Genomic DNA, 14791 nt, shown 5'->3' with positions numbered 1-14791 from the left:
ATGAAGTCGACGATCCTCTCGCGCCGAGACCTGGATTTCCTGCTCTACGAGTGGCTGGACGTCGAAAAGCTCACGGCGCTCGACCGATTCACCGAGCACTCCCGCGAAACCTTCGACGGGGTGCTGGATCTGTGCGAGCAACTTGCGACCCGCTACTTCGCGCCGCACAACAAGCTCAGCGATGCCAACGAGCCGACGTTTGACGGGCAGACCGTCACCTTGATTCCGGACGTCAAAGAGGCGTGGGACGCGTTCGCGGCGGCCGATCTGATCGCCATGGGGATGGATGCCGAGATCGGCGGAGCGCAACTGCCGGCCACCGTCGCGCAGGCCGCGTTCGCCTGGATCGCCGCGGCCAACGTGTCGACCTCGGGCTATCTGATGCTGACCATCGCCAACGCCAATCTGGTGGCGCATTTCGGCACTCCGGAGCAGATCGAGACCTTCGTCAAACCGATGCTGGCCGGCCGGTTCTCCGGCACCATGGCGCTGTCGGAGACCCAGGCCGGATCCTCGCTGGCCGACATCACCACCCGCGCCGAGCCGCAGCTCGACGGCACTTACCGGCTGTTCGGTTCCAAGATGTGGATCTCCGGGGCCGAGCATGAGATGACCGAGAACATCGTCAACCTCGTGCTGGCCAAGATTCCCGGCGGTCCGGCAGGCACCAAGGGCATCTCGCTGTTCATCGTTCCCAAGTTCCTGGACGACGGCACCCGCAACGGCGTGGCCATCTCCGGGCTCAATCACAAGATGGGGCAACGGGGTATCACCAACACCGTGCTCAACTTCGACGGCGCTGTCGGCTACCTCGTCGGGGAGCCGCACCGCGGCATCGTCTACATGTTCCGCATGATGAACGAGGCCCGCCTGGGCGTCGGGATGGGTGCGGTCGCGCTCGGCTACACCGGCTACCTCAAGTCGCTGGAGTATGCGCGAGAGCGCCCGCAGGGCAGGCCGATGGGCGTCAAGGACCCGTCGACCCCCCAGGTGCCGATCATCGAGCATGCCGACGTCAAGCGAATGCTGTTGGCGCAGAAGGCCTATGTCGAAGGCGGGCTGGCGTTGGCGCTCTACTGCGCCAGGCTCATCGACAGGGATGCCACCGGGGACAGTTCTGTCCTGGACATCCTCACGCCGGTCGCCAAGAGCTGGCCGTCGCAGTGGTGCGTGGAGGCCAACAACCTGGCGATCCAGGTGCACGGCGGTTACGGCTACACCCGGGAGTACGACGTCGAGCAGCATTACCGGGACAATCGGCTCAATCCGATCCACGAAGGCACCCACGGCATCCAGAGCCTGGATCTGCTGGGTCGCAAGGTAACCCAGAACGGCGGGGCCAATTTGGCAGCGCTGGGGGAGCGGATCGCGGCGACGGTCACGGCGGCTTCGGGTGCGGCACCTGAGTTGGCCGCCCAGCTGGACGCGAGCTGGCAGCGCCTGGTCACGGTCACGGCAGGGATGTTCGCCTCGGGCGATGTCGAGGCCGCGATGGCCAACAGTGCGGTGTACCTGGAGGCGTTCGGGCACATCGTGGTGGCGTGGATCTGGCTCGAGCAGTTTCTGGCCGCCGAAGGGCGCGACGGCGATTTCTATCGAGGCAAGCAGCAGGCCGCCCGGTACTTCTTCCGCTACGAACTGCCCAGGACCGCACCGCAATTGGACCTGCTCGAGAGCCTGGATCGCACCACGCTGGAGATGCGCGACGACTGGTTCTAGCCTGGTTTCAGCCGAACTCGATGATCTGGCGCACGGCCCGTCCGTCGGCCAGTTCGTCCATGCCGGTGTTGATCTGATCGAGGGTGATGGTGGAGGACACCAGTTGCTCGACGGGCAGCCGTCCGGCCCGCCAGAGTTCGACGAAGCGCGGGATGTCGCGGGCCGGCACCGCCGAGCCCAGGTAGCTGCCGATCAGTGACCGGCCTTCGGCCACGAAACCCAACGGCGACACAGAGATTCGGGCGTCAGGACGGGGCAGGCCGACGGTGATGGTGCGCCCGCCCGGCCCGGTGAGCGCGATCGAGGTTTCCAGCGCGGCCGGGTGGCCGGCGGCTTCGATCACCACGTCGGCCTTGAGGTCGGCAGCCTGCTCGGGTGTGTAGGTCTCGTGTACGCCGAGTTCACGGGCCCGGGCGAGTTTGTCGGGCAGCTGGTCCACGCCGATGACGCGGACGCCGTCGTGGGCCAGGGCGGTCAGGGCCGCGGCCATGCCGACGCCGCCGAGACCGACGACGGCCACGGTCTGGCCGGGGCGCGGGGTGCCCACGTTGAGCACCGCGCCGCCGCCGGTGAGCACCGCACAGCCCAGTAGCGAGGCCACCGTGGCGGGTACGTCACCGGGGACGGGCACCACCGAGCGGCGGTCGACGACCGCATGGGTTGCGAACCCGGACACCCCGAGGTGATGGAACACCGGTTGGCCGTCGCGGGTCAGCCGGATGTCGCCGTTCATCAAGGTGCCCGCGCCGTTGGCGGCGGATCCGGGGCCGCATGGGGTGAGCCCGTCGGTGGCGCACGCCGGGCACGCCCCGCAGCGCGGCAGGAATGTCATCACCACGCGTTGGCCCACCGGCAGATCGCTGTCACCGGCCTCGACGATCCCGGCGGCTTCGTGACCCAACAGCATCGGGACCGGGCGTACCCGGTTGCCGTCGACGACCGACAGATCGGAGTGGCACAGCCCCGCCGCCTCGATGCGCACCAGCAGTTCGCCCGGACCGGGTTCGGCGAGTTCGACGTCGCTCACCCGGATCGGTCGGGACTCGGCGTACGGGCGGGGGAGACCGATGTGCTCGAGGACGGCGCCGCGGATCAACATGTCACCAGCCTGTCACCTGCTGTCAGACTTCAGCCATGACCGACGCTGCCGACCTGACCCGCGATGACTTTCCGTTGCACTGGCCGGTGCTGACCCGATGGACCGACAACGACATGTTCGGCCACCTCAACAACGCGGTGTACTACGAACTGTTCGACACCGCGATCAACGCCTGGATCAACACCAACTGCGACGTCGATCCGGTCACCGCGCCCTGGCTCGGCGTGGTCGCCGAGTCCGGCTGCCGCTACTTCGCCGAGTTGAAGTTCCCCGACCCGTTGGTGGTCGGTCTGGCGGTGGCCCGGTTGGGGAACAGCAGCGTCACCTACCGGCTCGGACTGTTCGAGCCGGATGGCCCGGTCGCGGCGGTCGGCCATTGGGTGCATGTCTACGTCGATCGGACCTCGCGACGTCCGGTACCGATTCCCGGCGCGATCCGCGATCTGCTGCAGTCGATATGCTCGCCGGATGCCGCTCGTGAGCAAGACCGTCGAGGTTGAAGCCCCTGCCGAGAAGATCCTGGCGATCGTCGCCGATTTCGAGGCCTACCCGCAGTGGAACCCCGAGATCAAGGGCTGCTGGATCCTGGCCCGCTACGACGACGGCCGGCCCAGCCAGTTGCGTATGGACGTCGAGATCCAGGGTCAGTCCGGCACCTTCATCAACGCGGTCTACTACCCCGCCGAGAGCCAGATCTACACCGTGCTGCAGCAGGGCGAGCACTTCACCAAGCAGGAGCAGCGGTTCTCGGTCGTGCCTCTCGGGCCGGACAGCACGCTGCTTCAGGTCGACCTCGAGGTCGAGGTCAAGCTGCCGATCCCGGCCATGATGGTCAAGAAGCTGATCGGCGACACCCTGGACCACCTGGCCAACGCTCTCGTCACCCGGGTGCAGCAGCTGTCCGCTTAGGCCGCGCGGTCGGCCGCTGCCGCGCGCAGTTCCCGCCCGTCGACACGCGGCGCAGGACACTCGGGCGGATCCAGCGTCAGCGTGTCAGTCCCACATCCCGATGTCGTTGAGTCGTGCGATGAGCCGTTGGGCGGCGTCGGTGAACTGGTTCGAGTTGAGCTCGACCGCGGCCGCCGCATCGCGCCGGCGCAGCGCGTCGATCAGCAGCCGGTGATTCTCCACGGCTTCGGTGCCCCACTTCGGATCCGTCGAATAGATCAGGGACGGCAGGTACCGCGCGACGTGCAGCAGGAACCAGGCCAGCTTGATCCGGCCGCTGGCGTGGTTGAAGGCCCGGTGAAAGGCGAATTCGGCTGACGAGATCGCCCCGGGATCCTGAGCACTGACGGCGGTCGCGAGGTCGGCGTTGAGCTGCTCCAGCTCGTCGATCTGGGCCGGGGTGATGCGGGTCGTGACGGTAGTGGCCAGCTCCCGCGCGATGGTGGCCTGCAGCCAGAAGATGTCTTCGACATCGGCGCGGGTCAGGGGCACAACGACGTGTCCGCGGTTGGGCTCCAACTGCACCATGCCCTCGCCGCGCAGCGTGCGCAGTGCCTCCCGCACCGGAGTGATGCTGACCCCGAGCGCCGCGGCGGTGTCGTCGAGGCGGATGAACGTCCCGGGCCGCAGGACGCCGGTCATGATCTCGGCCCGCAGTTGGGCGGCGACCTCGTCGGAGAGTTGCTCGCGCCGTCCTCCGCGACGACGTTGCACGGCCGCTCTGGCAGGTGCATTCACGCGAATCCGGTCGCCTTTCTGGTGGGCTTGTCGCCGAGGCGCCGAGGCCATAGTGTGACCGGGGCAACCCCATGTTTGATCAAATATAAAATTCATGCAACTCGATACCGATGGAGTACAGATCCGTTGACTGCCGAGCCGTTCCCCACCGAGCAGCCATACCTGGCCCGTCGTCAGAACTGGGCCAACCAACTGACCCGGCATGCCCTGATGCAGCCCGACAAGACCGCCCTGCGGTTCCTGGGGCACACCACCACGTGGCGCGAGCTCGACCACCGGGTGACCAAGCTGGCCGGCGCCCTGAGCCGACGCGGGATCGGAAGCGGCGACCGCGTGCTGATCCTGATGCTGAACCGGCCCGAGTTCATCGAGGCGATGCTGGCGGCCAACAAGCTCGGCGCCATCGCGGTGCCGGTGAACTTCCGCATGACCCCGCCTGAGGTGGCCTTCCTGGTCAGCGACTGCGAGGCCCGCGTCATCGTCACCGAGCCCGTGCTCGCCGGAGTCGCCACGGCGGTACGCGATCTCGATGCCACGCTGTCGACGGTCATCGTGGCCGACGCCGCCACCGAAGAAGGCGTCCTGGGGTACGAGGACCTGATCGCCGAAGAAGGCGAACCCGCGCAACCTGTCGACATCCCCGGCGATGACCCCGCGCTGATCATGTACACCTCGGGCACCACGGGCCGGCCCAAGGGCGCCGTGCTGACGCATAACAACCTGGTCGGACAGAGCATGACCAATCTGTTCACCACCGGTGTCGACATCAACAACGATGTCGGTTTCATCGGCGTCCCGCTGTTCCACATCGCCGGTGTCGCCGGAAACGTGAACACGGGTCTGACGCTCGGCCTGCCGACTGTCATCTATCCGCTCGGCGCGTTCGATCCGGGTGCGTTGCTCGACGTCCTGGCGGCCGAGAAGGTGACCGCGATCTTCCTGGTGCCCGCGCAGTGGCAGGCGGTTTGCGCGGAGCAGAAAGCCAATCCGCGCGACCTTTGCCTGCGCGCCCTGTCGTGGGGTGCCGCACCGGCCTCGGACACGTTGCTGCGTGCGATGGCCGAAACCTTCCCCGGCAGCCAGATCCTCGCCGCGTTCGGCCAGACCGAGATGTCCCCGGTCACCTGCATGTTGTTGGCGGACGACGCAATTCGCAAACTCGGTTCGGTCGGGCAGGTCATCCCCACGGTCTCCGCGCGCGTCGTCGACGAGAACATGAACGATGTCCCGGTCGGCGACGTCGGCGAGATCGTCTACCGCGCCCCAACTTTGATGGCGGGCTACTGGAACAACCCCAGAGCCACCGCCGAGGCGTTCGCCGGCGGCTGGTTCCACTCCGGGGATCTGGTTCGCCAGGACGAGGAAGGCTACATCTGGGTCGTCGACCGCAAGAAGGACATGATCATCTCCGGCGGCGAGAACATCTACTGCGCCGAGGTGGAGAACGTCCTCGCCGGGCATCCCGCCATCACCGAGGTCGCCGTGATCGGCCGGCATGACGAGAAGTGGGGCGAGGTTCCGGTCGCCGTAATAGCTCTCGCAGCCCTGTCGGACTCCCTGAACCTCGGGGATCTCGACGGCTTCCTCACCGAACGCCTGGCGCGCTACAAGCACCCGAAGGCGCTCGAAATCGTTGATGCTCTGCCCCGCAACCCCTCGGGCAAGGTGCTCAAGACTGAACTCAGGGAACGCTTCGGCTCACCCATCAACGCCCAATAGGGTTGACGGGTTCGAAAGTAACTCAGTGTCAACGGTTTCTGCAGGTCGCGCCGAAAGTTTGCTGTCTTTGCACGCCCTCGCTAACGGTTGATGGCACAATCCTCCCGATGCAGTGCACGGCCCGGTTTTTATCGGGTACAGTCCGGTGGTCTCAATTACTACTGGTGAGTAGGGAGAGACGGATCACACAAGCTGACAGGCGACGAGGAGGGGGCGTGCGACACGTCCAGGGGGCGCACCGGTGACGGCGCCTGCCGACGGTCTCGTCGGCTACGTACGTGGTCAATTGGAGAAGCCGCTGGCTATGGTCGGTGGCTTCTTCAAGATGACTGTGCTCACTGGAAAGGCCTTTCTCACACGGCCTTTCCAGTGGAAAGAGTTCGTGCTGCAGAGTTGGTTCTTGATCCGCGTGGCATTCCTGCCCACGCTCGCGGTATCGATCCCACTGACCGTGCTCATCATCTTCACGCTCAACATCCTGTTGGCGGAGTTCGGTGCGGCTGACGTCTCGGGCGCTGGTGCCGCACTGGGCGCGGTAACGCAGCTCGGTCCGCTGGTGACGGTGCTCGTGGTGGCCGGTGCCGGATCGACCGCGATTTGCGCCGACCTCGGTGCCCGCACCGTGCGTGAGGAGATCGACGCACTTGAGGTGCTCGGCATCGACCCGATCGAGCGGTTGGTCGTTCCCCGCGTGGTCGCCTCTACGTTCGTGGCCTTCATGCTCAACGGCGCCGTGATCACCATCGGGCTGATCGGCGGCTTCTTCTTCGGCGTCTACGTCCAGAACGTGTCCGCCGGTGCCTACGTGTCCACGCTGACCCTGCTCACCGGATTCCCCGAGGTGATGATCTCGGTCATCAAAGCCACACTGTTCGGCCTGATCGCCGGACTCGTCGGCTGCTATCGGGGCCTGACGGTGGCCGGTGGGTCCAAGGGCGTCGGTACCGCGGTGAACGAGACCCTGGTGCTGTGCGTGGTGGCATTGTTCGCAGTCAACGTCGTGCTCACCACCATCGGTGTGCGGTTCGGAACAGGGCACTGACATGAGTACCGCAACAGTCCTTCGCTCCCGGTTCCCCCGGGCGTTCTCGCGCACCTCAGACATCGCGGGCACGCCGGGCCGGTTCCTCGACAGCATGGGCCACGTCGCGTGGTTCATCGTCCAATCCATCGGCTCCGTCCCGCACGCGTTCCGGCACTATCGGCGCGAGGCGCTGCGGCTGGTCGCCGAGATCGGTATGGGTACGGGTGCCATGGCCGTCATCGGCGGCACCGTGGCGATCATCGGTTTCGTCACGCTCTCGGCAGGCTCCCTGATCGCCATCCAGGGCTTCGCCTCCCTGGGCAACATCGGTGTCGAGGCCTTTACCGGCTTCTTCGCCGCCCTGGCAAACATCCGCGTCGTTGCCCCGGTCGTCACCGGTCAGGCCCTGGCTTCCACCGTCGGTGCCGGCGCGACCGCCGAACTCGGCGCCATGCGCATCAGCGAAGAGATCGACGCGCTGGAAGTCATGGGCATCAGGTCGATTTCGTATCTGGTGTCCACCCGCCTGATCGCCGGCTCGATCGTGATCATCCCGCTTTACGCCGGGGCGGTCCTACTGTCCTTCCTGTCTGCGCAGTTCGTCACGACGGTCTTCTACTCGCAGTCAGTCGGTACGTATGAGCACTACTTCCATACGTTCCTGCGCGTCGACGACGTGATGTGGTCCTTCCTCCAGGTCATCGTCATGTCCGTCGTAGTCATGTTGAACCACTGCTACTTCGGCTATTACGCCAGTGGCGGTGCCGTCGGTGTGGGTGAGGCAGTAGGGAGGTCGATGCGAACCTCGTTGATCGCAATCGTGTTGGTGGTCCTGTTGGCATCGTTGGCGCTCTACGGCACCGACCCCAACTTCAACCTCACGGTGTAGCGGCATGACAGCACCTCAAGCACCTCTGAACAAGCCAAAGATCCCGCCGTACAAGTTGGCCGGCCTGATCCTCGCCCTCATCACCTCGGTGATCGTGGCGTTGACGTGGATGCAGTTCCGCGGATCGTTCGAGAAGAAGACACAGCTGACCGTGTTGTCGGGTCGGGCCGGTCTGTCGATGGACCCGGGCTCGAAGGTCACCTTCAACGGGGTGCCCATCGGGCGGCTGTCCTCGGTCGACGTCGTCACTGTCGACGACAACCCCGAGGCCAAGCTGACCCTGGACGTCAAGCCCCAGTATCTGAAGCTGATCCCGGAGAACGTGAGTGCGGAACTGCGGGCCACCACGGTGTTCGGCAACAAGTACATCTCGTTCCTGTCGCCGCCGAACCCGTCGAAGGAGCGGTTGTCCCCGTCGACGCCGATCCGTGCGCAGGGTGTGACGACGGAGTTCAACACGCTGTTCGAGACGATCACCGCGATCTCCGAGCAGATCGACCCGATCAAGCTGAACCAGACGCTGACCGCGACCGCGCAGGCGCTCGACGGTCTGGGTGACAAGTTCGGCCAGTCGATCGTCAACGGCAACGACATCCTGAGCGACCTCAACCCGCGGATGCCCCAGATCCGCCGCGACATCGCCGGTTTGGCCGATCTGGGCGAGGTCTACGCCAACGCCGGCCCGGACCTGTTCGACGGCCTGACGAACGCCGTCACCACTGCCCGCACGCTCAACGAGCAGCGCGGCAACCTCGACCAGGCCCTGGTGGCCGCGGTCGGCTTCGGCAACACCGGCGGCGACATCTTCGAGCGGGGTGGCCCGTACCTGGTCCGCGGCGCGCAGGACCTGCTGCCGACTTCGGCACTGCTCGACAAGTACAGCCCGGCGCTGTTCTGCACGATCCGCAACTACCACGACGCCGGCCCGAAACTTGCAGGCGCACTTGGTGGTAACGGCTACTCGCTGCAGACCCAGTCGTTGGTGATGGGTGTAGGCAACCCGTACGTTTATCCCGACAACCTGCCGCGGGTCAACGCAAAGGGTGGGCCCGAGGGCCGGCCCGGTTGCTGGCAGCCGATTACCAAGGACCTGTGGCCCATGCCGTACCTGGTGATGGATACCGGGGCATCGATCGCGCCATACAACCACCTCGAGCTGGGGCAACCTCTCGTGGCCGAGTACGTGTGGGGACGCCAAGTGGGGGAGAACACGATCAACCCATGAGCATCAAGGGCACGCTTATCAAGCTCGGCATCTTCTCACTGGTGCTGCTCACCTTCACTGCGATCATCTTCGTGGTCTTCGGTCAGATCCGGTTCAACCGGACCGCCGAGTACTCGGCGGTCTTCAAGAACGTCAGCGGTTTGCGCACCGGGCAGTTCGTCCGGGCGTCCGGTGTCGAGGTCGGCAAAGTCTCGGGCGTCAAGCTGGTCAACGGTGGCCAGCAGGCCGAGGTCACGTTCAACGTCGAGAAGTCGCTGCCGTTGTTCGACCAGACCACGGCCGCGATTCGCTACCAGGACCTGATCGGCAACCGCTACCTGGAACTCAAGCGCGGCGAGAGCAATACGAAGATCGCGCCCGGCAGCACCATTCCGCTGGAACGCACCGAGCCGGCGCTGGACCTCGACGCACTCGTCGGCGGCTTCCGTCCGCTGTTCCAGTCGCTGAGCCCGGAGAAGGTCAACACCATCTCCCAGTCGATCATCACGATCTTCCAGGGCCAGGGCGGCACCATCAACGACATCCTGGACCAGACGGCGCAGCTCACCCAGAGCATCGCCGACCGGGATCAGGCGATCGGTGAGGTGGTCCGGAATCTGAACATCGTCCTGGACACCACCGTTGCGCATCAGCAGCAGTTCAACGACACCCTGAAGAACTTCGAGACGCTGATCACCGGGCTGAAGAACCGTGCCGATCCGATCGGAGCCTCGGTGGCCAACATCAGCAATGCGGCCGGTTCGCTGGCGGATCTGCTGTCCGACAACCGTCCGCTGCTCAAGGACACCATCGGTCAACTCGAGGTCATCCAGCAGCCGCTGATCGACCAGAAGCAGCAATTGAACGACATCCTGGTGCAGTTCCCACAAGCGTTGAAGATCATCGGCCGTGCCGGTGGCATCTATGGTGACTTCTTCAACTTCTATGCCTGTGACCTTTCGTTGAAGCTCAACGGGTTGCAGCCGGGCGGGCCCGTCCGAACCGTCAGACTCGCTTCACAGCCGTCGGGGAGGTGCACGCCGCGATGAGGACACTGCAAGGTTCCGACCGCTTCCGCAAAGGCCTGATGGGCGTCGCGGTCGTGGCACTGGTAATCGGCGTCGGCTCGACGCTGACGAGTGTGCCGATGCTGTTCGCGGTCCCCACGTACTACGGCCAGTTCTCCGATACCGGTGGCCTGAGCGTGGGCGACAAGGTCCGCATCGCGGGTATGGATGTCGGCACGGTCAAGAGCATGGACATCAACGGCGACAAGGTCGAGATCGGCTACACCCTGGGTGGGAAGACGATCGGTACCGAGAGCCGCGCGGCGATCCGTACCGACACGATCCTGGGTCGTAAGAACATCGAGATCCAGCCGCGAGGCAGCCAGACGCTGCAACCCCGCGGGATGTTGCCGCTGGGCCAGACGACCACGCCGTACCAGATCTACGACGCGTTCCTCGACGTCACGCGCAACGCGTCGGGCTGGGACACCAAGTCGGTCAAGGAATCGCTGAATGTCCTGTCGGAGACGGTCGATCAGACCTCGCCGCACCTGAGCGCCGCGCTGGACGGGGTGGCCAGGTTCTCCGAGACCATCGGCAAGCGCGACGAGGACGTCAAGAAGCTGCTGGCCAACGCCAACAAGGTGGCCACGATCCTGGGGGACCGCAGCACGCAGGTCAACCAGCTGCTGGTGAACGCCCAGACCCTGTTGGCCGCGGTCAACGAGCGCGGCCAGGCCGTGAGCATGCTGCTGGAGCGGGTGTCGTCGGTGTCGCGTCAGGTCGAGGGCCTGATCAACGACAACCCGAACCTCAACCACGTGCTGGAGCAGCTGCGTACGGTCAGCGACCTGTTGGTCGAGCGCAAGCAGGATCTGGCCGACACGCTGACCGTGGCGGGGAAGTTCATCACCTCCCTGGCCGAGGCGCTGGCCTCTGGCCCGTACTTCAAGGTGATGCTGGTCAACCTGATCCCGCCGCAGATCCTGCAGCCCTTCGTCGATTCCGCGTTCAAGAAGCGCGGCATCGACCCCGAGGAGTTCTGGCGTAACGCCGGCCTGCCCTCGTCCCGTTTCCCCGATCCCAATGGCAAGCGGTTCGAGAACGGCGCTCCGCCGCCGGCCCCGACACCGCTGGAAGGCACCCCGGAGCATCCGGGACCTGCCGTCCCGCCTGGATCGCCGTGCTCGTACACGCCGACCGCGGCCGGAATCCCGTCCCCGGGCAACCCGATGCCGTGCGCAGCGGCCACCCAGGGTCCGTTCGGCGGCCCGGAGTACGGTCCGCCGGACCTCGCGACCTCGGCGCCGAATCCTGACGGCATCGCGCATTCGCCGGGTGTGCCCAGTGGGGCCATCCCCGGCCAGATGCCTCCGGATCAGCCCGGCGCCCCTGTCGAGTTGGCGCCCGGCCCGCCCGGCGCCCGCACCGTTCCGATTGCCCCATTGCCGGTGGCGCCGGGAGACATCCCGGGTTACGCACCGCACCCGCCGCCGCTGAACGCTCCCCCGGCACCGCCGGGACCGGGGCCGGATGCGGGGCCGGTGGGTACGCCGCCGCTGCCGGGTAATCCGCCGTTCCTTCCGCCCGGGTCGCAGGGATAGACAGGGGTATAGGGAGCTATGTCTACCGTTTTCAATGTGCGAAACATCAAGTTGCCCAAGGCTTCACGGGCAGCGATCATCGTCGGTGCGCTGGCGGTGGTGGCGGCCCTGGTGCTGGGCTACTTCGGCCTGAACCTGTACAAGAAGATGACCAACACCACGGTCACCGCGTACTTCCCCGAGGTCCTTGCGCTGTACCCCGGCGACAAGGTCCTCATCATGGGCGTCAAGGTCGGCGCGATCGACAGCATCGAGACCGACGGCGACAAGATGAAGGTCGTCTTCCACGTCAACAACAAGTACAAGATGCCCGAGAACGCCACGGCATCCGTGCTGAACCCGAGCCTGGTGGCCTCGCGCGTCATCCAGCTGTCCCCGCCCTACACCGGCGGGCCGCAGATGAAGAACAACGCAGTCATCCCGATCGAGAACACCCAGATCCCGGTCGAATACGACGAGCTGCGCAACCAGATCACCCGTCTGCTCGACGATCTGGGCCCGACCGCCGAACAGCCCAAGGGTCCGTTCGGCGACATCATCGAGTCCTTCGCCGACGGCTTCCAGGGCAAGGGTGAACAGCTCAACCGCACCCTCAACGGGTTGTCGGAGGCGCTGACGACGCTGAACCAGGGTCGTGGCGACTTCTTCCAGGTGGTCAAGAGCCTGGCGTTGTTCGTCAACGCCCTGCACAAGAGCGATCAGCAGTTCGTGGCGCTCAACCACGATCTGGCGCAGTTCACCAACTCGTTCACCAACACCGATCAGGAGTTGGCAACGGCCCTGCAGGATCTCAACCGGGTGCTCAAGACCACCCGTGAGTTCCTCGACAAGAACGGCGGGGTGCTCGCCCACGACGTGAACAACTTGTCGGAGGCGACGACGGCGATCCTGCAGCCCGAGCCGCGCAACGGTCTGGAGACGGGTCTGCACGCCTACCCGAACCTGGCCGCCAACGTGCTCAACATCGTCTCGCCCAACCAGGGTGGCATCGTGGGTCTGCCGGTTCTGCCGGGCCTGACCAACTTCTCCAACCCGTTGCAGTTCATCTGCAGTTCGATCCAGGCGGGTAGCCGGTTGGGGTACCAGGATTCGGCCGAGTTGTGCGCGCAGTACCTCGCGCCGATCCTCGACGCGATCAAGTTCAACTTCCTGCCGTTCGGCCAGAACCTGGCCAACACCGCGATGACGCTGCCGAAGCAGATCTCCTACTCGGATCCGCGCCTGCAGCCGCCGGGGGGCTACAAGGACACCACCGTCCCGGGCATCTGGTCGCGCGACACCTTGTTCTCGCACGGCAACCATGAGCCGGGCTGGACCGTCGCGCCGGGCATGCAGGGTGTGCAGGTGCAGCCGGCCACGCAGCAGATGCTGACCCCGGAGTCGTTGTCCGAGTTGATGGGTGGCCCGGACATCGTGGCCCCGCCGGCCCCGCCGGCGTTCGGGGCTCCGCCCGGAGGCAACCTGCCCGGACCGCCGAACTCGTACAACGAAACCAATCCGTTGCCGCCGCCGTGGTATCCGCAGCCCGGACCGCCGCCGGCGCCCGCGCCGGGTGTGATCCCGGGTGACCCGATGTCGGGTCCCGCACCGGCAGCTGCTCCTGCACCCGGCCCGGCGCCCGCCGGACCGGCGCTGCCCGCCGAGGCCGGAGGGCAGCCGTGATGATGAGCGAACAGACAGGCCGGATGAAGACACGCAAATGGGGTCGCGTCGGTAGACGTGTCGCGGTGTTGTCGGCGTCCACGCTGATCCTCACCTCGTGTGGGCAGTGGCGCGGCGTGGCCAACGTGCCACTGCCGGGCGGGCCGGGCACCGAGTCCGGTCACACCACGGTGTACGTGCAGATGCCGGAGACGTTGGCGCTCAACGCCAACAGCCGGGTGCGGGTGCGCGACGTGTTCGTCGGCCGGGTCCGCAAGATCGAGCTGATCAACTGGGTTCCGACGTTGACCCTCGACCTGGAGCCGGGCATCGAGCTGCCCAAGAACACCGAAGCCAAGATCGGCCAGACCAGCTTGCTGGGGTCGCAGCACATCGAGCTCAACCCGCCGGCGAAGCCGTCCGAGGAGAAGTTGCGCGACGGGGACACCATCCCGCTGGCACAGTCGTCGGCCTACCCGACGATCGAGCGGACGCTGGCCGGTATCTCCGGCATCCTGACCGGCGGTGGCATCCCGAACGTCGAGACCATCCAGACCGAGGTGTTCAACATCCTCAACGGTCGCGCCGATCAGATCCGCGACTTCCTGGGCCGGCTCGACACGTTCACCGACGAGCTCAACCAGCAGCGCAACGACATCACCCGGGCGATCGATTCGACCAACCGGCTGTTGAACATCGTCGCGGCGCGCAACGACACGTTGGATCGGGTGCTGACCGAGTTCCCGCCGCTGATCCAGCACTTCGCCGACACGCGCGAATTGTTCGCCGACGCGGTGACCTCGCTGGGCCGGTTGTCGAAGGCCGCTGACGACACGTTGTCGAACAGCAACGCCAACCTGCACACGAACCTGCAAAACCTGCAGCGGCCGCTCAAGCAGTTGGCGCGCTCGGCTCCGTACCTGGTTGAGGCGCTCAAGCTGATCCTCACGGTGCCGTTCAACATCGAGAACATCCCGAAGGCGGTGCGCGGCGACTACATCAACGTGTCGCTGACGATCGACCTGACGTTGAGCTCGGTGGACAACGCGTTCCTGTCCGGTACCGGTGTCTCGGGCATGCTCCGCGCGCTGGAGCAGGCGTGGGGCCGCGATCCGGCGACGATGATCCCGGATGTCCGGTTCACGCCGAACCCGCACGACGCACCTGGTGGCCCGCTTGTGGAAAGGGGGGAGTGAGAC

The 14791-nt window shown here is 65.7% G+C and carries 13 protein-coding genes; 11 read left to right on the top strand and 2 right to left on the bottom strand.

Going from position 1 to position 14791, the window contains the following annotated elements; translation table 11 throughout:
* Nucleotides 1-1719, top strand: a complete 1719-nt coding sequence (locus AB0I14_RS13105) for an acyl-CoA dehydrogenase (RefSeq protein ID WP_358021437.1) — start codon at nt 1-3, stop codon at nt 1717-1719.
* 7 nt (nt 1720-1726) lie between these two features.
* Here AB0I14_RS13105 and AB0I14_RS13100 read toward each other — a convergent pair whose 3' ends face one another.
* Entirely contained in the window at nt 1727-2818 is a 1092-nt protein-coding gene (locus tag AB0I14_RS13100) for an alcohol dehydrogenase catalytic domain-containing protein (RefSeq protein ID WP_358021434.1), read from the bottom strand.
* Nucleotides 2819-2853: 35 nt separating this feature from the next.
* Between AB0I14_RS13100 and AB0I14_RS13095 the strand changes: the two genes are divergently transcribed.
* Both AB0I14_RS13095 and AB0I14_RS13090 read left to right on the top strand, forming a co-directional pair.
* Nucleotides 2854-3318 (top strand): thioesterase family protein, encoded by a 465-nt coding sequence (locus AB0I14_RS13095; RefSeq protein WP_358021431.1) that lies wholly within the window; start codon nt 2854-2856, stop codon nt 3316-3318.
* Nucleotides 3287-3727 (top strand): SRPBCC family protein, encoded by a 441-nt coding sequence (locus tag AB0I14_RS13090; RefSeq protein WP_358021429.1) that lies wholly within the window; start codon nt 3287-3289, stop codon nt 3725-3727. The genes AB0I14_RS13095 and AB0I14_RS13090 overlap by 32 nt, the downstream gene beginning before the upstream one ends.
* An 84-nt stretch (nt 3728-3811) precedes the next feature.
* Here the strand turns inward: AB0I14_RS13090 and AB0I14_RS13085 are convergent, their stop codons facing one another.
* Nucleotides 3812-4504 (bottom strand): GntR family transcriptional regulator, encoded by a 693-nt coding sequence (locus tag AB0I14_RS13085; RefSeq protein ID WP_358021426.1) that lies wholly within the window; start codon nt 4502-4504, stop codon nt 3812-3814.
* 126 nt (nt 4505-4630) lie between these two features.
* On the opposite strand from AB0I14_RS13085, the gene fadD5 reads away from it, so the two are divergent.
* The 8 genes from fadD5 (at nt 4631) to AB0I14_RS13045 (ending at nt 14788) form a co-directional block, all read left to right on the top strand.
* The gene (gene fadD5 / locus AB0I14_RS13080) at nt 4631-6223 is read left to right on the top strand and encodes a fatty-acid--CoA ligase FadD5 (protein ID WP_358021423.1); all 1593 of its coding nucleotides are present in this window, start codon (nt 4631-4633) and stop codon (nt 6221-6223) included.
* 304 nt (nt 6224-6527) lie between these two features.
* Nucleotides 6528-7265, top strand: coding sequence for an ABC transporter permease (locus tag AB0I14_RS13075; RefSeq protein ID WP_165610635.1), 738 nt, complete (start codon nt 6528-6530; stop codon nt 7263-7265).
* Nucleotide 7266: 1 nt separating this feature from the next.
* Nucleotides 7267-8136, top strand: a complete 870-nt coding sequence (locus AB0I14_RS13070) for an ABC transporter permease (RefSeq protein ID WP_358021419.1) — start codon at nt 7267-7269, stop codon at nt 8134-8136.
* A gap of 4 nt (nt 8137-8140) precedes the next feature.
* On the top strand, nt 8141-9361 hold the full coding sequence (locus AB0I14_RS13065; RefSeq protein WP_358021417.1) for an MCE family protein: 1221 nt from the start codon (nt 8141-8143) through the stop codon (nt 9359-9361).
* A complete protein-coding gene (locus tag AB0I14_RS13060; RefSeq protein WP_358021414.1) occupies nt 9358-10389 on the top strand; it encodes an MlaD family protein in 1032 nt (343 codons plus the stop codon). The genes AB0I14_RS13065 and AB0I14_RS13060 overlap by 4 nt, the downstream gene beginning before the upstream one ends.
* Nucleotides 10386-11951: an MCE family protein gene (locus AB0I14_RS13055; RefSeq protein WP_358021411.1), complete on the top strand. Its 1566-nt coding sequence runs from the start codon at nt 10386-10388 to the stop codon at nt 11949-11951. The genes AB0I14_RS13060 and AB0I14_RS13055 overlap by 4 nt, the downstream gene beginning before the upstream one ends.
* An 18-nt stretch (nt 11952-11969) precedes the next feature.
* The gene (locus tag AB0I14_RS13050; protein ID WP_358021408.1) at nt 11970-13613 is read left to right on the top strand and encodes a virulence factor Mce family protein; all 1644 of its coding nucleotides are present in this window, start codon (nt 11970-11972) and stop codon (nt 13611-13613) included.
* Between the two features lie 23 nt (nt 13614-13636).
* Complete coding sequence (locus AB0I14_RS13045; protein ID WP_358022791.1) at nt 13637-14788, top strand: virulence factor Mce family protein; 1152 nt, start codon at nt 13637-13639, stop codon at nt 14786-14788.
* Nucleotides 14789-14791: the final 3 nt, after the last annotated feature.

This window comes from Mycobacterium sp. NPDC050441, assembly GCF_040655355.1.
Lineage (GTDB): Bacteria > Actinomycetota > Actinomycetes > Mycobacteriales > Mycobacteriaceae > Mycobacterium.
This window is presented reverse-complemented; position numbering and strand designations above follow the sequence as displayed.